Raw genomic sequence first — 23,434 nt, forward strand, 5'->3', positions numbered from 1 at the left:
CTGCCTTTCTCCTCCCGGCAGCGGGTCGAAACGGTGCAAGTCCGGCACTTGCCCCGCTTCTGTTAATTCACGGTGCGACGTTACGCTCGCCGGTCAGCTGTTCGTTCATCCATTCCGCGCTGGCACGGATGCCGCCGAGCGGGAAGACATGGATCTGCTGGATCAGGCTTTCCGGATGGGAAGCCTTGTAATCGGCGATCTCGGTCAGCACTTCCGTCGGTTCGTAGGGAACCAGGAGCTTGCTGAGATCCATCGCGCGCTTTTGCAACACGCCGAGCGAGGGGCCGACGCCGCAGGCGATGGCAAACTTGATGAGCGTCTGCAGCTTGGTCGGTCCGGCAATGCCGAGATGGATCGGCAGCTTGACGCCGGCGGCAGCGATGCGCTCGGCCCAGGCGATGACCGGCTTGGCATCGAAGGCGAACTGAGTGGCAATCGCCATCTCCGCATCGGTGCGCTCGGAATAGGCCTGCTTGAACTTCAACGCCTCGTCGACGATCCTGTAACCGCCGTCCTTGTCGATGTCCTTGTTGCCTTCCGGATGGCCGGCGACATGCAGTCGCTTGAAGCCGTAGCGGTCGAACAGGCCGGTCTCGATCAGCTGGATGGAACTGTCGAAATCGCCAGCGGGCGTCGACACGCCGCCGCCGAGCAGCAGCGCCTGGTCCACGCCTGCCTCGTTTCTGTAGCGCTTGATCCAGTCCTCCAGGATCGCGTGGCTTGCAATGATGCGGGAGGGAAAATGCGGCATGACGGGGAAGCCGTCTTCGTGCAGGCGCCTTGCGGTCTGCACCATGTCCTCGATCGGCGTCCCGTCGATATGGGCGATATAGACCCGCGTGCCCTTCGGCAGCAGTGCCTTGAAATCTTCGATCTTGGCTGCCGTGCGCGGCATGACTTCGATAGAATAGCCGTCGATAAGGTCCCTGAAGCTGGCCGGCTCCACGGACTTCTCTTCCTGCTTGCCCCTGAACAGATTCAAAAATGCCATTGTTGATCCTCCCCCCGTTTAGCCAGTGAAAACCGTCCGGTCAGACGGACGGAGCGGCGTGCGAGAACAACCCGTTCTCGCACGCCCATCGATTAGAGGGCCTTCTTTGTGCGCCAGCTTTCGGCGTAATTTTCACGCGCTTCCTGAGCGTAGGGCACGGCTGCGACGCGAACGCGGATCTCGGCCTGCTTATGGCCCTGCTCGACCGAGGTCTTGGAAGTACCGCCATCCGGCTCGCCCCAGATGAGCGTCAGGATATCGTTTTCCTCGATGTCGGCATCGACGACGCCGAGCGACAGCATGGAGCGCTCGTTGTAGCTATAGCCGTTGAACATCGACAGGCCGACGACCTTGCCGTCCTTCAGAACCTTGTCGAAGCTCGACGAGGCGTAGTTGGAGAGCGGGAAGTCGATCCACTTGGCGGCCTGTTCGCCGGGCTGGAAAGCCGAAGCGATGACCTTGACGACGTCGTCGGAATTCCACTCGAAAGTGACCTTGCGGCGCTGCGGGGTCGCCTTCTGCTTTTCGACGGCGGCGCGGCCGACGAAGTCGTGGTCGAACTTGACGTAGACGCCGTAACCCAGCTCGTAGGGGTTCAGGTAATAGTCTTCGATCTTGTCGGAGACGTAGCTGCCGCCGATCGAACCCGAAGCTTCGTAGCTCTGGGCAGAAAGCCAGTCGCGATAGGCCTGCAGCTCGTCACCGGTGTAGATCGCCGGAAGCGGCGACGGGATCCAGCCGGATTCCAGGGTGTTGGTGGCATAGGCGCGGCTGCCGACCGGACGCAGATCGACGCCGGCCTCTTCAGCTGCCTTGATGATGGCGGCGCGGACTTCGTCCTTCTCCGCATACGGGCCCCAGATTTCGAGACCCGGAGCGCCGGCCATGCCGTGGCGCAGAGCCTGAACCTTGCGGCCGCCGACATTGATCCAGTCGACGTGGAAGAACTTGATTTCCGGGATCGGGCCGCCGTTCATCTTTTCGAAGACCTTCGGCGCATCCGGACCCTGGATCTGGAAGCGGTAGTGGATGCGGGTGACGAGCTTGCCGTCCGGACGCGAGGGCGAGCGCGGATCGTGGGTCAGCTTGACGTTATATTTGCCGAGCGACGCGTTGTAGAGCAGCCAGTTGGCGGTCGGTGCGCGGCCGACGAGGACGAATTTCTCTTCGGTTTCCCGGAAGATGATCATGTCGCCGATGACATGGCCGGCAGGCGTGACCGGAACGTAATGCTTGGCGCGGTCGACGCCGAAATTGGCGAAGCTGTTGATCGACAGGCTTTCAAGGAACTTGGCGGCGTCCGGGCCTTCGACGACCAGTTCGTCCATGTGATGCGACTGGTCGAAAAGAACCGCGCCTTCACGCCATGCAGCCTGTTCCGAACGCCAGTTGGAGAATTCCGGAGCCACGACCGGGTATACATAGATGCCGGTCTTGGAGTTGCGCAGATGCTCGACGGTGTTGCCCGCATCCTTCAAAACTTGAGTGAGATTGGCCTGAGTCACGGAATTCCTCCCTATGGTTTGTCTGTGGCTTGCGATGTCGTGTATACATGACGGCATCGGAAGACAAATTCAAGGGGAAATATTCGGCAGGCTGATGATCGCCTCGGGGATAGTAAACCGAAGGCTTCCGACCATCAAAACCTGCGGCAGGCGGTCGGGTCTCAGGAGTTGAGGAGCACCAGGCCCGGAACTGTCAACATCAGTTCCGGATCCTCGAAGACGGCGTATTCGAGGTTCTTGCGGGCGATGCGGGCATGTTCGCGGGCGATGAATTCCGCCCGTGCGCCTTCGCGCCCGGCGATTGCCTGCACCAAGGTGCGATGTTGTTCCTGCGCGATATGCAGCGACTGACGGAAGGCAGCCACATGGGCCCGGCCTGACAGGAAAGCCGATGGCGACGCGAACGGCAGCCGTGTCGCGCGCTCGACCTCCCGCTGGATTACCGTGCTGCCGGAGAGCTCGACCAGCACCACATGAAACTTTGCGTTCGCCTCCGAATAGGCTTCCAGATCCACCTCGTCCGCGGCTTCGCCGAAACAATCGTCAAGCCGGGCCTGGATTTCCCGAAGCTGATCCAATCCCGCCTGGGAGACGCCGCGTTCGGCGGCAAGCCGCGCCGCCGTCCCTTCCAGCACGCCGCGTAGCTCGATCGCATCGACGGCATCGGCATAGGTGAAACTGCGGACCACAAAACCGCCATTCGCCAACCGGTCGAGCAACCCCTCTTCCGCAAGACGCGACATCACCTCCCGCACCGGCGTTCGGGAAATCTGCAGCGTCTCGGCCAGAGACACTTCGAACAGTCGGGTGCCGCCGGGGTAGTCGCCGCTCAGGATCTTCTTGCGCAGCTCCATCAGCGCGCGCATCGTGTGGGTCGTTCTCGAGGTCTCTTCCAAATCCGCACCTTTGCCTGAGACAAGCCGGCGCAACCTCCGCCTGTCGATCCGCAAATCTTAGCCACATCTGATGGATTGGCCAAGCCTCATGTATACAGGGGGCAGAGGCTGTGGATGACGGTGCGGGTTTGGAGCGCAAATGCATGGCGCGTATACAAGGCAACGCGCTGAAGAGGCGGGCTTATTTACCTCGACGCCGAGCCGAAAGGACCCGCGCAACGGTTTCCCTGAGATCGCCGGCCGGCTTCACGCCGCTCGCCGCCATCTCGTCCTGAACGGCGGCAATCTCGCAGGCAAGCCCGCCGTTCAGCCCCAGCGCATCGAGGGTAACGCCGCTTTCGCGCATCTCCGCGGCCCGGCGGCGGCCGTGGCGGGTCGTGCGCTCGAACTGGTAATCCGGGAATTTCGACCAGTCGAGGCCAGGAAAGCTTTGGGAGAGCGAGGCTAAAATTTCCTCGAAACAGCCCGAGGCCTCCGCCGCCAGCAGCGCCTCGACGGTGATCGCTTCCAGGCCCTTCACGAATACCGAGCGCACCATCTTGATGGCCGTCGCCGAACCGACCGTCTCGCCCGCAACATCAGCGCTGAAGCCAAGGCCGCGGAAACGTTCCAGAAGCTCGGCCGCGCTTTTGCCGGCAATCAGAACCGGCGTCGCATGGCCCTTCGGATGGACCGGGGCCATCACGGCCATGTCGAGGTAGTCGGCGCCGGTCTGGTCGACCAGCGCGGAGGTCTCGCGTTTGCGGCCGGGGGACACGGAATTGATGTCGATCAGCAGCGCGCCCTGGCCGAGATACGGCGCGATCGACTGGGCGGCAATCAGGCTCTGGTCGGCGGTGACCGCGCTGAAGATCCATTCGGCATCGGCAAGACTCGCGGGCGAGGCTTCTGGCCGGACGCCGCGGCTGGTCATCGCTGCCTGCATCTCCCCCGCCTTTTCGGCGTCGTCGAGCAGCAGGTCATAGGCACGGAATTCGCCATCATCCAGCTTCGGCGCAAGGCTGTCATGAAAGGCGCGTGCCGCCTCGCCAAAACCCAGAAATGCGATCCTCATGCCCGTGCCCTACTCTCAGTCGCCGAAAACCACACCGTCGAAAAGCTTGCGCGCCGTGCGCAACACCGCCGCACGATGGACTTCGCCATCCTTCATCGTGGCGATGACGCTCATCTCGCCGGTCGGATGCTCGATCGACAGCAGCTTCTCGTCGCCTTCCGGAATGACGGCCAGGTCCGAAGCCGGGCCTTCCGGCAGCAAGCAGGCGGTCGCGACGCTGACCGCGCCGAGCACGCCGATCGCATCATGGCATGTGTGCGGAATGAAGGTGCGGGTCGAGATCGCCCCGCCCGCCGTCGGTGCAGAGACCATCGTCATCTTCGGCACGGATTTCTTGGTAACGTCGCCAAGGTTCATCATCGGCCCGGCCTTCAGGCGGATCGCTTCAAGCTTGGCGCGCAGCTCCTGGTTCGCTTCAAGATCCTTCGGGCTCTCGGTGCCGGTAATCCCGAGCACATCGCCGCGCATGACGACGCAGGGCATGCCATTGTCGATCAGCGTGCAGGCGACGCCTTCGATCATGTCGACCGGATTTCCGGTCGGCAGCAGCGCGCCGCAGGAGGAGCCGGCCGTATCGGCAAACACGATCGGTACCGGCGCCGAAGTCCCCGGCACGCCGTCGATCCGAGCGTCGCCCTTGTAGGTCACCTGGCCGCCGGGCGTTTCGATGGTCGCAATGGCGATCTGCCCGGTATTTTCCATGAAGATCGAGACTTCGGTCTTGTCGCCCCGGGCGGCCACCAGCCCGCGCTCGATGGCAAAAGGCCCGATGCCAGCGAGGATATTGCCGCAGTTCTGCGCGTCGGTGACGATCGGCTGGTCGACGAAGACCTGCAGGAAGAGATAGTCGACATCAACCCCTTCCCGATCGGACTTCCGAACCACCGCCACTTTGGAGGTCAGCGGGTGGGCGCCGCCCATGCCGTCGATCTGGCGAGGATCGGGCGATCCCATCGCCCGCAGAAGGAAATTGTCACGGTCGGCCGGCAGGTCCGAGGCGAGGAAATACCCGCCCTTGGAAGTGCCGCCACGCATCCACATGCAGCGGACGCCGGTTTCAGTGTCACTCATCTCGATCTCCCTTCTTCTCCCCAGCGGGAGAAGGGAAAGCGGCCTCCACCGCTCAGATATACTTCAGGCCTTTTTCGGCGAGCTTGCCGCGCATGTCATAGATATCGAGGCCGAGTTCGCCGGCCGCGAGCCGCTTGCGCTTGTCTTCTTCGGCCGCAACCCTTGCTTCCGCCTTCTTGGCAACCGCTTCGGCTTCCTCGCGGGCAACCACACACACACCGTCGTCGTCGGCAACGATCACGTCGCCGGGTCGGACATAGGCACCGGCGCAGACGACCGGAATGTTGACCGACCCGAGCGTTTCCTTGACCGTACCCTGGGCGTAGACCGCCTTCGACCAGACCGGGAATTTCATCTGGGTGAGATCGACCACGTCACGCACGCCGGCATCGATGATCAGGCCCTTGCAGCCGCGCGCCTGGGCGGAGGTCGCCAGCAGGTCGCCGAAATAACCGTCCTCACAGGGGCTGGTCGGGGCGAGCAGCAGGATGTCTCCGGCCTTCAGCTGCTCGATCGCCACGTGCAGCATCCAGTTATCGCCCGGAGGTGCGGAGATGGTGACGGCGCTCGCCGCGAGGCGCGCGCCCGGATAGATCGGCCGCATGTAGCTGGCGAGCAGGCCCTTGCGGCCCTGCGCCTCATGGACGGTTGCGACACCGCAGGCTGCCAGCTGGTCGATGACCGACTGATCCGCGCGTTCGATATTCTGGACGACGACCGACATTAGTTCGCCCCTATCAAAGTTCGTCGACGGTGCGCGGGAAGACCGACTGGAAGCCTTCCGCATGGGTCGACTTGCGTCCGCTGGCCTGGCCGCCGGAATTGCGCATGAAATGGTTACCGCGGTTCTCGGCGACGTTCTTGTAGAAGTCCCAGAGATGTTCCTGGCCTTCCATGCACTGGATGGCCGCCCACTTCTTTTCCCAGACGGGAGAGATGTCGAGGAAGACGTCCGGCTTCCATTCCATCTGCTCGGTCTGGTGCGGCTCGAACAGGTAGAGCTGCGGCGCGCCAAGGATCTTTTCGCCCGGATTGTGGCCCCAGGCCTGGGCGATCATGCGGGCCTCGATCGCAACCTGCGTCGCGTACATGTGGTCGGTATTATAGGGGTCCCACTTGGAATGGGAGAGCATGAATTCCGGCTGAACCTTGCGGATCACGTCGACCAGCTTGAACTTGGCGTCCTGATCGACGACCAGCGGATAGTCGCCGAGATCGAAGAACTGGATGTCGGTGACATCTAGCGCTTTTGCCGCGTTCTCCGCTTCCCTGCGGCGCTCGGTCTTCACCTTTTCAAGCGTCATGCCCGGGTTTTTCCAGAGCTTGGCGCTTTCTCCGCGCTCGCCATAGGACAGGCAGACGACGGTGACGTCGTAGCCCTTTTCCTCGTGAAGCGCGATCGCGCCGCCGCAACGCCAGACGAAATCCGCCGAATGGGCGCTGATGACCAATGCTGTCTTTGCCATGGGATGCCTCTTGACTTACTTGTGTGCCACCGGCGGCGTGCCGTGCGTGTGGAAGGTTTCGATCGTCTTCATGCCCCAGGCCTGGCCCTTTTTGCGGTCGGCTTCGGTCCAGACGACCGGCTTCCAGTCCGGACGAAGGATCAGGCGGGCGCCTGCATTGGCGAGCTCGACGCGGTTGCCGGCAGGCTCCCAGACATAGAGGAAGAACGTGCCCTGGATCGCATGCTTGTGCGGGCCGGATTCGATATGAACGCCGTTTTCCAGGAAGATATCGGCGGCGCGCAGAATGTCTTCGCGCTGGTCGCAGGCATAGGTGACATGGTGGAAGCGGCCGTGCGAACCGGTATGGTCTTCGGAGCAGGCAAGATCGTAGGTCTTGTTGTTGATGGTGAACCAGCAGCCGCCGACCCGGCCGTTGTCGAGCTGGATCATCTCGGTGACCCGGCTGCCGAGCGCCGTGGTCATGAACTCGCGGATCAGGCTGACATCGGCAGCGAGCAGATTGACGTGGTCGAGGCGGCGCGGGCTTGCGCCGCGGCCATGGTAACGCTGGGCGATGTTCTTGAGCGCCGGCTTTTCTTCCGGCGGCGCCACATATTCCCTGGTGTCCCAGTAGAGCTCGAACAGATGGCCGTCGGGGCTCTTGAACTGGTAGGCCCGGCCGTGACCGAGATCACCTTCGGTCCAGCCGACGCCCCAGCCCTTTTCCTCGATTACCCTGACGCGGCGCTCCAGCGCTTCGGCAGACGAGGTGCGATAGGCGATATGGCCGACACCGGTCGTGTGATGCCTGGTGAGCTTCAGCGTGTGGAATTCGTAGTCGTCATAAGCGCGCAGATAGACGCTGTCGCCCTCGCGACCGCTTTCGGTCAGCCCGTAGACGCGGGTGAAAAAGTCGAGCGACTCGTCGAAACGGTCTGAATAAAGCTCGACGTGGCCGAGATGGGCGACATCATAACAGGGTTCGGTCATGGCTTTTCCTAGATGGTCGATCTATCGCGCCCGGCGGACAGGCGCATCTCCTCCAAAAAATCGAGCCCGCGTCCTCCACTCCAACACGGCCGGCGCATGGGCGCCGCAGCTTGGCATGAAGACATAAAAGGAGATCAGCAGCCTGACGAATAGGTTCTGCTGACGCGGCATAAGTTTTGGTTGAGATCAGGAAAAACCGCCCGGCAAACGGCGGGCAAAGACGGGCGTCAGAGGCCCGAAGGAAAGGGCGCGGCGGCAGAACCGCCGCGCCAGGCGATATTACACGCCGAGATAAGGTGCGACTTCGTGATAGCCGCGCCAGATCATCTCGAGCGACACGTAAAGGATGACGGCGAGACCGACATAGGCAATCCAGCGATGCTTGTTGAGCAGGCGGGCGATGAAGCTTGCCGCGATACCCATCAGCGCGATCGAGAGGACCAGGCCGAAGATCAGGACTTCTGGATGTTCATGGGCAGCACCCGCAACGGCGAGCACGTTGTCGAGCGACATGGAGACGTCCGCAATGACGATCTGCCAGGCAGCCTGGGAGAAAGTCTTGCGCGGCGCACCGCCCGCGACCGTACCGTCGGCGTTGAGGTCTGCATTCTGCAGCGCTTCGTTGGCTTCGTCCTCATGCTGATGGGGCGTGCGCAATTCGCGCCACATCTTCCAGCAGACCCAGAGAAGCAGGACACCACCGGCCAGCAGCAGGCCAACGATCTGCAGAAGCTGGGTCGTGGCAAGCGCGAAACCGATACGCAGCACGGTCGCTGCAATGATACCGACCAGAATGGCTTTGGACCGCTGTTCCTTCGGCAGGCCGGCAGCAGCAAGGCCGATGACGATCGCATTGTCGCCGGCCAGCACGAGGTCGATCATGATAACCTGCAGGAGGGCGGACAATGCCTCCGGCGTAAAGAATTCCATCATTTGGCACCCAATCTCTCAAAGGCGGGAGTGCCCGCGAGTGGACCGAGACGAACTTGAGACGCTCACGACCTGCATTTCCGCCTGTCGTAGGTCACCGCCGTTGTCGTCACATGATTTCCACGAACACCAGGCACCCAAGTTGGACTAATCCAGTCCGACATCACAGCTCAAGCATGAACTGTCAGAGGGGCCCGGTCCTGGTGGCGTGAGATTTAGCGGCATGATCGCAGAAACTCAAGTGGCGAGTTTATGAAACAGCTGGTTTTGGGCTGTTTTCGCCTGGGATCGTTGACGATCCGTTGTAATCCGCCCACAGCGCCAGTAGCGGCATCGATGGAAGTGGCCACCGGACTTGCAGCGAGCCACCCCGAGATTACGAAAGGGTGGGATCGAGCTTGTCGCGCAGCCAGTCACCGACAATGCTGATCGACAGGGTCGTCAGCATGATCACGACCGATGGAGCAAGCATGATCCACGGCGCGCGGGTCAGGTATTCGCGCCCGAACCCCACCATGTTGCCAAGGCTCGTCTCCGGCGGCTGCACACCGAGCCCCAGGAAGGAAAGACCGCTTTCCATCAGGATGATTTCCGGGAAGGTCAGCGTCATCGAGACGATCAGCGTCGAGGCGACGTTCGGCAGGATATGGTGGAAATAGACACGCGCCGGCGTTGCGCCGAGCTGCACGACGGAGGCCGCATAGCCTTGCGAGCTTGCCGAGATCGCCAGGCCGCGGGCGATGCGGGCGTAACGCTCCCAGCCGTAGAACCCCATGAGGCAGACGAGCAGCACCATGGACGAGCCGAAGAAGGCGAGCACCGCAAGCGACATGATCAGGAACGGCAGCGCCGCCTGGAAATCGGCAAGCACCAGCACGAGATGTTCGACCGCACCCCGGAACTGCGCGGCCGCGAAGCCGAGCGCCGTGCCGAACACAGCCGAGAGGATCGTGGCGCCGAAGGCGATGATCAGCGACACCCGGACCGACTGGAGGAGGCGCGAAAGCACGTCGCGGCCGAGTTCATCGGTGCCGAGCAGGTGTTTCAGCGCGCCCGGATGGGAAAGTCGGCTCGACAGGTCCATCGCGGTGATGTTGTAGGGGCGGAGCTGGTCGGCGAAGATCGCAACCGCGACCACGACCGCCAGCCAGAGAATGCCGAGGCCGACGGTGAATGGCACGTTGCGGCGCAGGCGCGAGATGAACGTCGCGTACCAGCCGGGCGTCCGCGAGGTTTCCGACAGATTGATCGTAGCCATATCTCTTTGTCCTCAATGCGCCGCGTTGGAGCGAAGGCGGGGGTCGAGCCAACCGTAGAGCAGGTCGACGACGAGGTTCGAAACCACCATGGTGGCTGCGATGATCAGCAGGATGCATTGGACGACGGCGAGGTCGCGGTTGCCGACCGAGACGATCAGCAGGCGTCCGATGCCCGGCCACGAGAAGATCGACTCGACCACCACGGCACCAGCGATCAGCGAGCCGACCATGAAGCCGACGATCGTCACGATCGGCACGGCCGCATTCGGCAATGCATGGTTCCAGACGACATCAGGCCATTTCAGGCCCTTGGCGGAGGCAGTGCGGATATAGGGCTGCCCCATCACCTCGATCATGGCGCTGCGCGAGAAACGGGCGAGGATGCCGATGCCGCCGATGCTCATGGTGATCGTCGGCAGGATGCCATGCACCCATGTATCCTGGCCGCCGGAGGGCAACACCCCGAGGATGACCGCAAAGATCAGCACCAGCAACAGGCCCATCACGAAGGACGGGATCGTGAAGCCGAGGACCGCCAGCAGGATCACGCCGCGATCGGCGAAACTCTGGCGATGCAGCGCCGCGTAGACGCCGGCCGGAATACCCAGGACGAGCTTCAGGAGCAGCGCCGGCAGGGTGAGCTGCAGCGTCGCAGGCACGCGCTGCAGAACCAGGTCCAGCGCCGACGCCTTGTCGCGCATCGACACCCCGAAATCGCCGGTGAAGATCGATCTTACATAAGCGAGGTATTGGACCCAGAGCGGCTGGTCGAGCCCCCAGGCGCGGCGGAACGCGTCGACGGCTTCCTGCGGCACGTCCGGGCCGAGCATGACCTGCGCCGGGTCGCCCGACATGCGCAGCACGACGAAGGCGAAGGTGACGACGGCAAAGATGGTGATCAAGGCCCGAAGGAGCCGAACGGCTACGAAGCGGATCATCGAAGGCTCCTCTCAGGCTGCGATCGAGGCGGCTTCGCCGGCAACGACATGGCAAGCGGCCGTGCGGCCATTGCCGATCGGGCGAAGCTGCGGCACGACGGAACGACAAACATCCCGCGCCAGTGCACAGCGGGGATGGAAGGCGCAGCCGGACGGACGATTGGCCGGGTTCGGCGGCTCGCCCTGGAGGATGACGCGTCCTTCGAGGATCTTGCCCGGCACCGGCACGCTGGAGACCAGCGCCTTGGTATAGGGATGTTGCGGCGAGTGGAAAATCACGTCGGAAGAGGCTTCCTCGACGATCCGGCCAAGATACATCACCGCCACCCGGTCGGCGATGTTGCGCACAACCTTGAGGTCGTGGCTGATGAACACCATGGCGATGCCGTTCTGCTCCTGCAGGTCGCGCAGCATGTTGACCACCTGCGCCTGGATGGAGACGTCGAGCGCGGAAACCGGCTCGTCGCAGACCAGAAGCTTGGGGCGAGCGGCAAGCGCGCGGGCAATCACGGCGCGCTGCCGCTGGCCGCCCGACAGTTCGTGCGGATAACGCCCGGCCTGATCCGGACGCAGGCCGACGGCCGTCATCAGCTCGGCAACGCGGGCTTCCTGATGCTGCTTCGGAATGAGTTTGTGGATCTCCAGCGGCTCGCCGATCTGTTTTGCGATCGTCACGCGCCGGTCGAGGGCTGCCAGCGGATCCTGGTAGACGAACTGCATCTTCGCCCGCAGCGCCCGCCATTGCGGCGTCTTCAGATGCGGCATCGGTTTGCCTTCGAACCTGATTTCGCCGCCCTGCGCGGCGTCGATGCCGAGCAGCATCCGGCCGAGCGTCGATTTGCCCGAGCCGGACTCGCCGACGACGCCCAGCGTCTCGCCGGGTTTCAGTGTCAGCGAGATGCCGTCCACGGCGCGCACCGGATGCGGCCGCGCAAAGATGCCGCGGCGGATCTGGTAGATGCGAACGAGATTGTCCGCTTCGATGAGGGCGGTCATTGCAGCATGTCCTCGATCACTCTGGTTCTTGCCGCGACAGGCTCATTGGCCGGATTCGGCCGGAAGCAGGCGAGCTGCCGGCCATCGGCCGACGTCTCGAGCGCAGGGCGCTCGCTGCGACAGGCCTCGACCGCGCGAAAACAGCGCGGCTGGAAGGAACAGCCTTCGGGCAGATGTTTTGGGTTCGGAACCGTGCCGGGGATGGGGATGAGCCGGTGACGGGGACCGTCGATCCGCGGGATCGCGTCGAAAAGACCGCGCGTATAGGGATGACGCGGCTCGGAGAAAAGCTGGGCGACAGTGCCTTCCTCGACGATCCGGCCGGCATACATGACACAGACCCGTTCGCAGACCTGGGAGACGGCACCGAGATCGTGGCTGATAAACACCGTCGCCATGCCGGTCTCGGCCCGGAGCTGGATCAGCAGGTCGAGGATCTGCGCCTGGATCGTCGCGTCGAGCGCCGTCGTCGGCTCGTCGGCGATCAAGAGGTCCGGTTCGCCGGCAAGCGCCATGGCGATCATCAGCCGCTGACATTGGCCGCCCGAGAATTCGTGGGGGTAGAGGTCGAAACGGCGGCGGGCATCGGGAATGCCGACCATGTCCAACAGCCGTAGCGCCTCTCGTCTGGCCGGTTCGCCCCTGAGCCCACGATGCAGCGCCAGCGCCTCGACGATCTGGCGGCCGATCCGGAGCACCGGATTGAGCGAGCTCGACGGGTCCTGGAAGATCATCGCGATCCGGCCGCCCCGCACCCGTTCGAAAGCCTCGCGGGAACCGCCGGCAAGCTCCTGTCCATCGAGCTGCACGGAACCGGTGACACTCGCCTTGCCGGGAAGCAATCCCAGAGCCGCAAGCCACGTCACCGACTTTCCGCAACCCGATTCTCCGACGAGACCGAGCGCCTCGCCCCGGCCCACATTGAGATCGATGCCGTGCAGAACCTGGACACCGTCGAAAGCGACCCTGAGGTCGCGCAGTTCCACCAGATTGGACGATGCTCTATCCATATCCCGCCATACTCCTGCCTTCCGCTGTTTCCGGCCGACGGCATTGCCGCTTTTCAAAACAGATGCTCCGGCGGCCCTTCGGTCGCCGGAGCAGTGGAAACAATCCGGTCAGATCGCCCAGTTGGAGGAGCGGAAGTCCATCGCGAAGGCCGGAGCGGCCTTCCACTTGAGCGACGACTTCATGCCCGTGAACACAGCGTTCTGGTGCAGGACCTGATAGACCGGGTCTTCGCGCTCGCAGATTTCCAGCATGCGGGCGATCGCCTTCTTGCGCAGCGCACGGTCGGTGGAGGTTTCCATGACCTGCGCAAGCTTGTTCATTTCAACGTTCGTCCAGTCCTTCTTCTGCTGGACTTCGCCATTCGGGCCGAACTGCACGACGAGGGGGGTGATCGGGTCGTTGATCGTGTTGGAAGCCGACCAGTCGCGGACGCCCTTGACGCCTGCCGGATCATGGATCTGGCCCCAGTTTTCCTTCATTTCGATCTGCACGTTGATGCCGACCTGCTTCCACATCTCGACCATGATCTGGCCGTTGGCGGTCTGGTTCGTGTAGTAGTTGTTGAGCAGGCGGTACGGGATCGGGTCACCCTTGTAGCCGGCCTGCTTGATGAGGTCCTTGGCCAGCTGCGGATTGAATTCCGGAGTAGCCCAGCCTTCGATGAACATGTCCGAGGTGCGGAAGGATTCGAACTGCAGACCGGCCGGGACGACGGTCTGGCCGGCCCAAAGGGCCTCGACGATCGCCTTGCGATCGATCGAGTGCGTCATCGCGCGGCGCATCAGCGGGTTGGCAAGGATCGGGTTCTGGGTGTTGAAGGTCGAAACGCGGTGGTTCCAGATGGTCGAGCTCTGAACTTCGAAGCCCTTGGCAGCCCTGATCGTGGCGATCTGGTCCGGCGGCAGGTCGCAGGCGAAGTCGTACTGGCCGGAAAGCAGGCCGTTGACGCGCGAGGCGACTTCCGGAACTTCGACGAAGCGGATCTGGGCGAGCGGCGGGCGGCCACCCCAGTACTGGTCGAAGGCGACGAGTGTCAGCGAGACGTCCGGCTTGTATTCGGCAACCATGTAGGGACCGGTCGTAACCGGCTTGCGGGCCCATTCCGTAAAGGACTTGGCTTCATCCCAGGCGCGGCGGTTGGTGATCTGGCTGCCGCCGGAATAAAGGCGACCTTCCATCGTGACATCCGGCGTCGCGTTGTGGAAACGGACGGTGTATTTGTCTAAGGCCTCAACGCCGGCAAGGGCCGGCCACAGGCGACGGCCAACGCCGGGAACGGTAGCCGGCAGTTCCTTGACGGTGGTCGGCTTGTGCTCGGATTCGAAGATCGTCTTGCCGCCGGCCGGCTCCGTATTGCCGAACACGCGCTCCCTGGAGAACGAGAACACGACATCGTCGGCCGTCAGCTCATCGCCGTTGTGGAACTTGACGCCCTGGCGCAGCTTCAGTTCCAGCGTCTTGTCGTCGATGCGCTTCCATTCGGTCGCGAGACCCGGGATCGGACCCTGGTTGCCCATCCAGTTGCGCAGGATGAGGCCCTCCCAGAGATTCGGGAAGAAAACGCGCTCGCCGACATTCGACTGTTCGTGCCAGACGTCGAGCGTGTTGTTGTTGGTGATCTTCTGGACGGCGATGGTGATCGAGGGGCGCTTGTCGCCCTGTGCGATCGAGAAGCGCGGCAGGATCAGCGAACCGGCAGCGGCGCCGGCAAGACCAAGCGTGCTGCGGCGGGTGAAGTTGACCATGGAATTTGTCCTTTGGCTTCGGTTGATGGACGAGCTCGATCAGTCCCCTGCGGGGCCGAGCGGTGACGGATTAAGGGGTTCGCAGAGCCTGGCCCGCCAACGACACGCCATTTGCGCGGGCCGCGGACATGAAGCCGCTCGCCCGATGAACAACGATAAGAAGCGTCTTGCTGCCGCTCATGACGACCCCCTGATTTACGGGGGTTATTTGGCCAGCCTGTGTTTCAGTTCCGTGACGCTATCTTGGCGATTCGATGAAATTGAACACGGATGCAAATTTCATGGCCTTGCGTTACAAATGTAATATTGCCGACACAAAATTCTGGCATCGAACCCTCTGCGTGGAGTTTCTTCCGGCGCATTCCCCCTCCCCACATTTTCTTTGTTCGATGGAGTTTTCCATGTCCTCCCTTCCCGTGATCGGCGCCGCCATGACGCTTGGCGAGCTCGAAATTCACCGCAACTGGCTTTTCGAAAAACAGCGCGATCTCGAACTTCAGGATTTCACCACCGCCGACGTATTGAACGGCGACTGGTCGCCGCTTGCCGAGCGCGCCAGGAAGCTGCTGGACGGTTTTGACGGCCGCCTCGGCATCCACGGCCCGTTCTGGGGCTTCACAATCGCGTCGAATGACCCGGATATCCGCGCCGTCGTCGCTAAGCGCCTCAAGCAAGGCCTCGACGTCTGCGCGGCAATCGGCGCGACGCAGATGGTTGCCCACAGCCCCTATACGACCTGGTCCTACAACAACCTCGACAACAACAAGGGCGAGCCGGAGCGCGTCGTCGAGCATGTGCATCTGACGATGCGTGACGCCGTCAAGCAGGCCGAGGATATCGGCGCCGTGATCGTTCTGGAAAACATCGAGGATATCGACCAGCACGTCCGCGTGGCACTCGCCAACAGCTTCAATTCGCCGGCCGTCGCGGTCTCGATCGACACCGGCCACGCCCATTACGCGCATGGCTCCACCGGCGCTCCGCCGGTCGATTATTATGTGAAGGCAGCCGGCAACCGCCTGCAGCACGTCCACCTGCAGGATGCCGACGGTTACGCAGACCGCCACTGGGCGCTCGGCGAAGGCAATATCCTCTGGCCGTCGGTCTTCCAGGCATTTGCCGATCTCACCAGCAATCCGCGCCTGATCGTCGAGATCAAGGACAAGTCGAAGATTCCGGCTTCCGTTGAGTATCTCGCTTCGCTCGGCCTCGGCCAGTAAGCCGGACTTTGAAGCTTATACCCCCGGCGCACGGCGCCGGGGTTACCGCAGTTCCGGAGACATATCCCGCAGGTGCGACTGGGTAGCAAGGATATCCCCCACCATCATCTCCCGCGCCAGCGCGCCGTTGCGCTCGCGAAGCGCCGCTACGATCCGGAAGTGATAGGACGAGAACGGGTGTACGACGCCCTTGTCGAATTCCTTTTCCACGTAATTGGTCAGCATCCGCATATAGGGACCGAACCGCAGCCAGAGCATTTCGATATGCTGGGGCAGCACCTCGGAACGCGAAGCCTCGTAAATGCCGAAATGGAATTCCTGGTTCTTGCGCAGCATGCCGTAGACGTCTCCGGCCTTGCCGGTTTCCTCATGCTCGCGCGCAAGCACTTCCGAACGGTCGATATCCTCGTCGCTCATATGCTTGGCGGCGAGTTCCGTCGCCAGTCCCTCGAGCGCGATGCGCGCCTGGCAGAGATCGTCGAGCCGCTCGCGCGAAACCGCCGGCACCCGGGCCGAGCCGTTATGGCCGATCTCCAGCCCGTTTTCCGCCGCAAGCCTTCGGAGCGCCTCGCGCACCGGCATGTGGCTGGTCCCGAACTCGGTTGCCAGCGACGAAATGGTGATCGCCTGCGACGGCGCGAAGGAACCCCACATCAGCGCCCGGCGCAGCTGTTCGTAGACCGTATCCTGAACGGTCACGCGCGACGTGACCTTCAAAAGCCCGCTATCCGCCATCCTTGCCCTCTGATCCCATTCAAATCACAACCAGGCCTCGCATAACGGGCCACGCTCTTCAAGTCTCTTGGGCGTCGGACCCTCTGCTGTTCCCGACGCGATTCCCCTTGATCAAATGCCAATGGCACAATAGAACATTTGAAAGTTTGATCAAATGCTCATTCGGCAACAGGCCCAACATAGACACGGGGAAGTTCGTTGTCACCTGCATCCCCTCTTCATTGATAAATACGACACCTGGGAGAAATCCATGAACACGCATGTCACGGCAGGCGACAACTTCGCCAAGGCTTTTCCGGTCGATGAGCTGAGGCTGAAATTTCCGGCCCTCCAGAAATACAAGGACTTCATCTTCTTCGAAAATGCCGGCGGTGCCCAGGTGCCCCAGGCCGTCGTCGATGCGGTCGCGGCCCATCTCGTAGACTGCAACGTGCAGCGCATGGCGCCATATCTCCACAGCCAGGGCGTCGACCGCACCATTGCCGAAGCCCGCGTCTCGGTCGGCCTGCTGGTCAATGCCTACCGTCCGGAGGAAATCTCCTTCGGCCTCAACGCCACGTCATTCATCCGCCTCGTCAGCCTCGGCATCGCCAAGATGCTGCAGGAGCGCAATGAGATCATCGTCACCGACATGGACCATGACGCCGACATCGCCACCTGGATGGCGCTAGAGGCCGACGGCGCCCAGATCGTCTGGTGGAAGATGCGCGAAGACGGCATGCTGCATACCGACGACCTGAAGCCGCTCCTGAACGACAGGACCCGCCTGGTCGCCTGCACCGTGACCGCCCATTCGATCGGCACGATCGTCGACGTGGCAACCGTCGGCAAGCTGGCGCATGCGGCCGGCGCCGAGGTCTTCCTCGACTGCGTGCATTACGGCCCGCACGCGCTGATCGACGTTCAGGCCTGGGATTGCGACTACCTCGTCTGCTCCGGCTACAAGAATTTTTCGCCGCATATGGGCTTCCTCTGGGGCCGTTATGACGCGCTGGTCAAGCTGCCTACCTTCAAGGAAGACTTCATTCCGGACGTGCCGCCCTACAAGATCGAGGTCGGCACTTTCACGTACGAGAACGTCGCCGGCATGAATGCTGCCGTGCTCTATCTCGAAGAGCTCGGCCGCAGGTTCCTTCCCGACGGCGAACATTCGCGCCGCGATGCGCTTGCCGCCGCCATGGGCGCCATCCGCGCCTACGAGCAGACGCTGTCGAAAAAGATGCTGTCGGTCTTGAAAAAGCACGGCGCCACGATCTACGGCGTCTCCGACGAAGCCCAGGTGGAAAAGCGGGTTCCGACGATCTGCTTCAACATTCCGGGCCTGACGCCGCAATTTCTCTCGACCGAGCTTGGCAGGAACAGCATCGGCAGCCGCGACGGCCACATGTTCGCGCCGCGGCTAATGAAGCGCCTCGGCCTGACCATGGAGACAGGCTGCATGCGCGTCTCGATGGTCCACTACAACAAGGTGGAAGAGATCGACCGCTTCGACACGGTGCTCGGCGAGATCATCGCCAAGGCCAGATAAAGCGAGAGCCTCCGCGGGCACACGCTCGCGGAGGTATTCATCTCACTTGAGGTGGTGATAGCGGCGCCGGAAATAGACGAGCGCTTCTTCGTCCTCCGGACCATGGGCAATCCCGACGACCCGGCAGAACAGCACGTGATGCGTGCCGCTCTCGACGACATTTTCCACTTCGCAATCGAAAGACACGACCGCATCGGTCAGCCGCGGCGATCCCGTCGCGGCGAGCACCCAATCGCCCACCGCAAACCGGTCATCCTGCGGCGTCGAGCCGCCGAACAGCCTCGACATCGGCTCGTGGCCTGCAGCCAGTGTATTGACGCAGAGCACGCGATTTTTCTCGAACATGCCGGCGACCGAACTTGACCGGTTAAGGCAGACGAGCAACGTCGGCGGCCGGTCCGTCACGCTGCAGACGGCCGACGCCGTGAAGCCCGCAAGCCCGCCCGGTCCGTCTGTCGTGACGATGTTCACGGCCGCTGCCAGCTGCGCCATGCCTTCCCGAAAGGCGAGCCGCGTCGCGTCCACTTCGTCGCTTTGAATATTTATCGTCATTCGACCCTCAGCCCCGCTTTTCTCAACAAAGGCATGACGCGATCGCAGAAGAAAGGCAGCTCATAGGTGTAGTTTACGAAAGACATGGCAATGCCGGAATACCCCTGTTCGGCGATCGCGATCATGTCTTCGACGATCTTTTCCGGTGTGCCGATCAGCGGATAGCCGCCGGCGCCGCCTGCAAACCGCTTTCGATAAAGATCGTAAGCACTTTTGTCGTGCGACTGGGTGAATTCCTTCTTGCCGGCCATATGCGCATCGACCGCTGCGTGATCGGCCATCGTCACCGCATACCGTTCGTAATAATCCTCGGCCTCCTGCTGGCTCTCGCGGCAGACGACGTGGCAGACCGTATAGGCGCCGACGTCGCGTCCGAGCTTCTCAGCGCGGCTCCTGATATCCTCCACGTGTTTTCCGGCCTCCGAGATCTCGGTGAAGGTGGTGAACAGGTATTCGCAGTTCTTGGCCGCGAAATCCCGGCCCGGCCCGCCGAAGGCAGCGTTCATGGTGACCGGCCGCGGCGACTGCAGGCTGGCCGGTCGGCTGACGACGTCCTTGAGCTTGTAATAGGTGCCGTCATAGTCGAACGGCGCATCGGACGTATAGGCCCGTTCCATGATCTCCAGCCATTCGCCGGCCTGATCATAACCCTTCTCGACCAGCGGCACGCCGAACATGCCGAATTCCTTGGGGTTCCAGCCGCAGACGATGTTGAGGCCCGCCCGGCCGCCGCTGATATGATCGACGGTGGCGAGCGCCTTTGCAGCATAAAGAGGATGTAGAAGCGGCACATGCACCGTCATGAACAGCCCGATCCGTTCCGTGACGGAAGCAAGGCCGGCCGCCCAGGTGAATGTCTCGAACGACCATTCGCGCACCCGGTTCTTGCCGCCGAAACCTTTCCAGCGGGCGATCGGCAGGAAAAAATCGAGCCCGCCGCGATCGGCGATCTGCACGGCATTGAGATTGTCTTCCCATCGGGCCTGCCAGCGTTCCGGCACGTCGGTGATCGCAAGCCCACCGTCCGCATTCGGCGAAAAGACGCCGAGTTTCAGTCTGCTTGGGCCTTTCAGCGGATGCGGCTTGATCATGCTGTTCCTCTCTTTTGTATTCTTCTGCGGGCGGGACGCGCGGTCTCCGCCTCCTGCAACTGGCGCCGCCGGACGGAGAGGTAGGCTTCCTCCGCCGCGAACATGAAAAGCGTCATGCGGTCCTGGACCATCAGCGGATCATGCGCGAGAAAAGCCGCATGAATGCGGGAAAGGCCGTCGATATAAAGGCCGGCCGTAGCCGGATCGGCGAACGTGCCGAGCCGCACCGACTGGAAATAATCGATGAAGCGGGAAATCGTCGCCGCCATATGCGGGTTGTTGACTGCCTTCAGCCACGCATTGCGGAAATCGACATTGGCCGCCAGCAAGGCTGGAATATCGCTTTGGCTCAGCGACAGCTCCACCCGGTTCATCGCCGCCGTGATCTCCGCCTCGATCTCGGGCGTCATGTCGCGGGCGGCACAGGCCGCGGCCCGCGGCTCGAGCTGGCGGCGCACCTCGAAAAGCCCGGAAATGTCGTCCAGCGACAATTCCCGCACCGCAAAGCCGCGCGTCGTGCCGACCAGATAACCTTCGGAAACCAACCGAAGCAGCGCCTCGCGCGCCGGCATGCGGGAAATGCCGTGGGCGTTGGCGATTTCGGTATCCACCAGGCGATCGGTCGGCGAAACGGCGCTCCGCTGCAGCTTCAGCCGCAGATCGGCATAGATCGCATCCACCAGATTGTCGCTCGGCTTCAACATCGAGATCTCCTATCAAAACCGTATACTGATTTTGTCGAATATCAAGCGAGTTTTCTTATATTGCGCCTCATCGCCTTAAATCATATCATTTTCAGTATACAGTTTAATTCACTTGCGGCCTCAGGAATTTTAGGCTTAAATTTTAATTTGGCGCAGTTCAAAAGCCGTTGCAGCAGATTTCACAAGGCATCCCGATGAGCGACTTCCGCAGGAAATGTATTGGCCATGAGCGCGTCATCGGCACATTCGCGGCGATCCCGCATCCGGTCGCAATCGAGGTGACTGCCGCGGCCGGTCTCGATTTCATCTGCATCGACGCCGAGCATGCTCAGATCGGCCGTGAGCTGATCGAAAACCTCGTCCGTGCCTCGGATGTCCATCGCGTGCCCGCCATGGTGCGCGTTCCGGGCCACGCGCCGGAATCGATAGCCAGCGTGCTCGACGCCGGAGCTGCCGGCGTCTTGGTACCGCGCGTCTCGACCGCCGCCCAGGCCAAGGCCGCCGTTCTGGCAACCCGCTATCCGCCGATAGGCGAACGCGGCGTCGGCCCGGGACGTGCCGCGGGCTACGGCTACCGCATTCCCGACTATCTGAAATCGGCGAATGAAAGCCTCGTCCTCGCAATCCAGATCGAGACCGCCGAAGGGCTGGCCAATGTCGAGGAAATCGTCGCCGTCGAAGGCGTCGACGTGGTCTTCATCGGCCCCGGCGACCTCTCCGTCTCGATCGGCGCGGTGGGGCCGGATGGAGCCGAGAAGCTGGATGCGGCAATTCTCAAGATCACCAAGGCTGCCCGCAGGGCGGGCAAGGCCGTCGGCATTTTCCGCCCCTCCGCCGATGACGTCGGGAAATGGTCGGAAGCCGGCATCAGCTTCTATCTGCTCTCAAGCGATACGAGGTTTCTCGGCGCCGGCATCGCTGCCGACGTTGCCGCCGCACGCTCCGCATAAGCTGCATCGATTTTCCAGGAGTGACGACGTGAAAGCCATCCAGTACAGCGAGCACGGCCCGGCCGATGTGATGCACTATGTCGACCTGCCCGATCCGATCGCCGGACCGGGCCAGATCCTGGTGAAGCTCGAGGCTGCCAGCGTCACGCCCTTCGACTGGAAACTCCGCGCTGGACATCTGCAAAGCCATTTCACCCTGCCGATGCCGAGCGTGCCCGGCCGCGACGGCGGCGGCACGGTGGTTTCCGTCGGCGACGGCGTCACGGAATTCAAGGTGGGAGACCGGGCCGTAGTCATGGCCGGCGTTTTCGCCCAGGGCGGGTATGCGGAAATGATCGCCGTCGATGAAAAGCATGCAGTGAAAATTCCGGACAGCCTCCCCACCGTCGGTGCGGTGGCGCTGACCAATGCCGGCTTGAGCACCTGGATTGCGGTACGGACTGCGGAAGTCAAATCCGGCGACAAGGTTCTGGTGCATTCCGGCTCCGGTGCGGTCGGCGGATTGCTGGTCCAGCTCTGCCACCATCTCGGCGCCCATGTCACCGCCACCTGCCGCTCGACGAACCGCGATTATGTCCTCGGCCTCGGCGCCGATCGTGTAATCGCCTATGACCAGGAGGATTTTTCCGAGTTCCTCACCGATCAGGACATCGTCTTCGAGCTGATGGGCGGCGAAGTCCACGACAAGTCCTACAAGGTGTTGAAAAAGGGCGGTCGCATGGTCTGGCTGGTCGCCGACCCGATCAGGGAGGACCGGGGTGAGGAATTCGGCGTCAAGCTAACCCGTGCAATGATCACCGACGACAAGTCGGCGCTTGAAGCGATGATGGGCCTCGCCGGCGCAGGCCTACTCAAGCCCCAGGTGGCCCGCACCATGCCCTTGTCGGAGGCAGCCGAAGCCCATCGTCTGATGGAAAAGGGCGCCATCTCGCGCGGGCGCCTGATGCTGACGATGTGACGTTTTTTAAGCGCCGCTCGGAAACAGCGGCGCCTGACGGCCGTTGGCGACGAAAGTCCGGAAATCCTCGATCGCATGCGCGTTGGCGAGCGAACAGAACGGACCGCGGCTCACCTCGATGCCGCTGATCTTCTGCAACCGCACGTCCATCTCGGCGCTTTTCAGCGCCACCGCCGCCGTGTTGACGACCGGCGCATGCAGCACCTTGAACCCATATTCGCCGCCGACCAGCAGGCCCGGCAGCACACCTGCCGGCACCACGACATCGGCACCATCGCGCACCAGCGGCTCGGCACAGGCCGTGAAACTGGCAAGCATCCGCCGCCGCGCTTCGTCATCTCCCGCAAAGGCAGCGCTGAAATCCGATGGCTCGCAGTTCATGCCGGCGACGTGCTTCACCCGACCGCCGAGGCCGTAAAGATCGGCCTGCTCGTAATGCCAGGTCTGGAACACGTCGTCGAGGGTGACAAGCGCCATGCGCCGCCCGAGCCGTGCCGCATAATGCATGCAGACCTCGCCGGCACCGATCACCGGAATGGTCACGGCCGACTTGAGTTCGTAGAGGCCAGGGTCCTGAAAATGGCCGATGACGATGGCGTCATACCCGTGGCTCGCCGCCTCCAACCCGTTGTCGATTGCGATCGCCGCGCAGCGAAACTCCGCCAGCCGCCCGAAATGCCGGTCCGGCGGGCTGATGCCGAAGACGTCGACTGTCGTGCCCGGCTCGGCAATGCTGTTCAGATAGTCCGAAAGCCGCGTCATATAGGCGGCGCTTGCAGTGGCATCGATGAAGCTCTGCCAGAAGATGCGCATGTTCCCCTCGTTCCGTTCATTTTCCGGGTGCGATTCGCACTCGTCAAAA

At 62.5% G+C, this 23,434-nt stretch carries 23 protein-coding genes; 4 read left to right on the forward strand and 19 right to left on the reverse strand.

The annotated features are described in order from the left end of the window. Positions 1-67: 67 nt before the first annotated feature. The 14 genes from C5J24_RS29190 to C5J24_RS29255 form a co-directional block, all read right to left on the reverse strand. The gene (locus C5J24_RS29190) at positions 68-991 is read right to left on the reverse strand and encodes a 5,10-methylenetetrahydrofolate reductase (RefSeq protein WP_105423025.1); all 924 of its coding nucleotides are present in this window, start codon (positions 989-991) and stop codon (positions 68-70) included. Positions 992-1,083: 92 nt separating this feature from the next. Continuing rightward, positions 1,084-2,496 carry an aminomethyltransferase family protein gene (locus C5J24_RS29195; RefSeq protein ID WP_046626242.1) on the reverse strand — a complete coding sequence of 471 codons (1,413 nt, stop codon included), beginning with the start codon at positions 2,494-2,496 and terminating at the stop codon, positions 1,084-1,086. A gap of 161 nt (positions 2,497-2,657) precedes the next feature. Then, complete coding sequence (locus tag C5J24_RS29200) at positions 2,658-3,392, reverse strand: GntR family transcriptional regulator (RefSeq protein ID WP_105423027.1); 735 nt, start codon at positions 3,390-3,392, stop codon at positions 2,658-2,660. A gap of 181 nt (positions 3,393-3,573) precedes the next feature. After that, positions 3,574-4,446 (reverse strand): NAD(P)-dependent oxidoreductase, encoded by an 873-nt coding sequence (locus C5J24_RS29205; RefSeq protein ID WP_105423029.1) that lies wholly within the window; start codon positions 4,444-4,446, stop codon positions 3,574-3,576. Positions 4,447-4,461: 15 nt separating this feature from the next. Continuing rightward, a complete protein-coding gene (locus C5J24_RS29210) occupies positions 4,462-5,517 on the reverse strand; it encodes a 4-oxalomesaconate tautomerase (protein WP_105423031.1) in 1,056 nt (351 codons plus the stop codon). Between the two features lie 52 nt (positions 5,518-5,569). After that, positions 5,570-6,241, reverse strand: coding sequence for a 4-carboxy-4-hydroxy-2-oxoadipate aldolase/oxaloacetate decarboxylase (ligK, locus tag C5J24_RS29215; protein WP_105423033.1), 672 nt, complete (start codon positions 6,239-6,241; stop codon positions 5,570-5,572). A 13-nt stretch (positions 6,242-6,254) separates the two neighbouring features. Beyond that, the gene (locus C5J24_RS29220) at positions 6,255-6,983 is read right to left on the reverse strand and encodes a PIG-L deacetylase family protein (RefSeq protein WP_046665258.1); all 729 of its coding nucleotides are present in this window, start codon (positions 6,981-6,983) and stop codon (positions 6,255-6,257) included. Between the two features lie 15 nt (positions 6,984-6,998). Next, positions 6,999-7,955, reverse strand: coding sequence for a VOC family protein (locus C5J24_RS29225; RefSeq protein ID WP_105423035.1), 957 nt, complete (start codon positions 7,953-7,955; stop codon positions 6,999-7,001). A 279-nt stretch (positions 7,956-8,234) separates the two neighbouring features. Then, on the reverse strand, positions 8,235-8,888 hold the full coding sequence (locus C5J24_RS29230; RefSeq protein ID WP_046665260.1) for a TerC family protein: 654 nt from the start codon (positions 8,886-8,888) through the stop codon (positions 8,235-8,237). A 373-nt stretch (positions 8,889-9,261) separates the two neighbouring features. Next, positions 9,262-10,143: an ABC transporter permease gene (locus C5J24_RS29235; protein WP_105423037.1), complete on the reverse strand. Its 882-nt coding sequence runs from the start codon at positions 10,141-10,143 to the stop codon at positions 9,262-9,264. Positions 10,144-10,155: 12 nt separating this feature from the next. Further along, a complete protein-coding gene (locus tag C5J24_RS29240; RefSeq protein WP_046665262.1) occupies positions 10,156-11,082 on the reverse strand; it encodes an ABC transporter permease in 927 nt (308 codons plus the stop codon). A gap of 12 nt (positions 11,083-11,094) precedes the next feature. After that, positions 11,095-12,078, reverse strand: a complete 984-nt coding sequence (locus C5J24_RS29245) for an ABC transporter ATP-binding protein (RefSeq protein ID WP_105423039.1) — start codon at positions 12,076-12,078, stop codon at positions 11,095-11,097. Next, positions 12,075-13,088 (reverse strand): ABC transporter ATP-binding protein, encoded by a 1,014-nt coding sequence (locus C5J24_RS29250; protein ID WP_105423167.1) that lies wholly within the window; start codon positions 13,086-13,088, stop codon positions 12,075-12,077. The genes C5J24_RS29245 and C5J24_RS29250 overlap by 4 nt, the downstream gene beginning before the upstream one ends. 108 nt (positions 13,089-13,196) lie before the next feature. Next, positions 13,197-14,834 (reverse strand): ABC transporter substrate-binding protein, encoded by a 1,638-nt coding sequence (locus C5J24_RS29255; protein ID WP_105423041.1) that lies wholly within the window; start codon positions 14,832-14,834, stop codon positions 13,197-13,199. Positions 14,835-15,235: 401 nt separating this feature from the next. Between C5J24_RS29255 and C5J24_RS29265 the strand changes: the two genes are divergently transcribed. Beyond that, on the forward strand, positions 15,236-16,054 hold the full coding sequence (locus tag C5J24_RS29265; protein WP_105423169.1) for a sugar phosphate isomerase/epimerase: 819 nt from the start codon (positions 15,236-15,238) through the stop codon (positions 16,052-16,054). 42 nt (positions 16,055-16,096) lie between these two features. Here the strand turns inward: C5J24_RS29265 and C5J24_RS29270 are convergent, their stop codons facing one another. Continuing rightward, positions 16,097-16,789 carry a GntR family transcriptional regulator gene (locus C5J24_RS29270; protein ID WP_046638008.1) on the reverse strand — a complete coding sequence of 231 codons (693 nt, stop codon included), beginning with the start codon at positions 16,787-16,789 and terminating at the stop codon, positions 16,097-16,099. Between the two features lie 250 nt (positions 16,790-17,039). On the opposite strand from C5J24_RS29270, the gene C5J24_RS29280 reads away from it, so the two are divergent. Further along, positions 17,040-18,317 carry a cysteine desulfurase-like protein gene (locus C5J24_RS29280; RefSeq protein WP_105423047.1) on the forward strand — a complete coding sequence of 426 codons (1,278 nt, stop codon included), beginning with the start codon at positions 17,040-17,042 and terminating at the stop codon, positions 18,315-18,317. Positions 18,318-18,359: 42 nt separating this feature from the next. Here C5J24_RS29280 and C5J24_RS29285 read toward each other — a convergent pair whose 3' ends face one another. The 3 genes from C5J24_RS29285 to C5J24_RS29295 are packed head-to-tail and all read right to left on the reverse strand — an operon-like array spanning position 18,360 to position 20,664. Next, positions 18,360-18,869: a flavin reductase gene (locus C5J24_RS29285; RefSeq protein ID WP_105403783.1), complete on the reverse strand. Its 510-nt coding sequence runs from the start codon at positions 18,867-18,869 to the stop codon at positions 18,360-18,362. Further along, a complete protein-coding gene (locus tag C5J24_RS29290; RefSeq protein ID WP_105423049.1) occupies positions 18,866-19,960 on the reverse strand; it encodes an LLM class flavin-dependent oxidoreductase in 1,095 nt (364 codons plus the stop codon). Before C5J24_RS29290 ends, C5J24_RS29285 begins: the two co-directional genes overlap by 4 nt. Further along, on the reverse strand, positions 19,957-20,664 hold the full coding sequence (locus C5J24_RS29295) for a GntR family transcriptional regulator (protein WP_105423051.1): 708 nt from the start codon (positions 20,662-20,664) through the stop codon (positions 19,957-19,959). The genes C5J24_RS29290 and C5J24_RS29295 overlap by 4 nt, the downstream gene beginning before the upstream one ends. A 194-nt stretch (positions 20,665-20,858) precedes the next feature. Here C5J24_RS29295 and C5J24_RS29300 point away from each other — a divergent pair, with 194 nt between their 5' ends. Both C5J24_RS29300 and C5J24_RS29305 read left to right on the forward strand, forming a co-directional pair. After that, positions 20,859-21,614 carry an HpcH/HpaI aldolase/citrate lyase family protein gene (locus C5J24_RS29300; protein WP_105423053.1) on the forward strand — a complete coding sequence of 252 codons (756 nt, stop codon included), beginning with the start codon at positions 20,859-20,861 and terminating at the stop codon, positions 21,612-21,614. A 28-nt stretch (positions 21,615-21,642) separates the two neighbouring features. Beyond that, positions 21,643-22,572, forward strand: a complete 930-nt coding sequence (locus C5J24_RS29305) for an NADP-dependent oxidoreductase (RefSeq protein ID WP_105423055.1) — start codon at positions 21,643-21,645, stop codon at positions 22,570-22,572. 6 nt (positions 22,573-22,578) lie between these two features. Here the strand turns inward: C5J24_RS29305 and C5J24_RS29310 are convergent, their stop codons facing one another. Beyond that, positions 22,579-23,385 carry an aspartate/glutamate racemase family protein gene (locus tag C5J24_RS29310; protein WP_105423057.1) on the reverse strand — a complete coding sequence of 269 codons (807 nt, stop codon included), beginning with the start codon at positions 23,383-23,385 and terminating at the stop codon, positions 22,579-22,581. Positions 23,386-23,434: the final 49 nt, after the last annotated feature.

This window comes from Neorhizobium sp. T25_27, assembly GCF_002968565.1.
Lineage (GTDB): Bacteria > Pseudomonadota > Alphaproteobacteria > Rhizobiales > Rhizobiaceae > Neorhizobium > Neorhizobium tomejilense.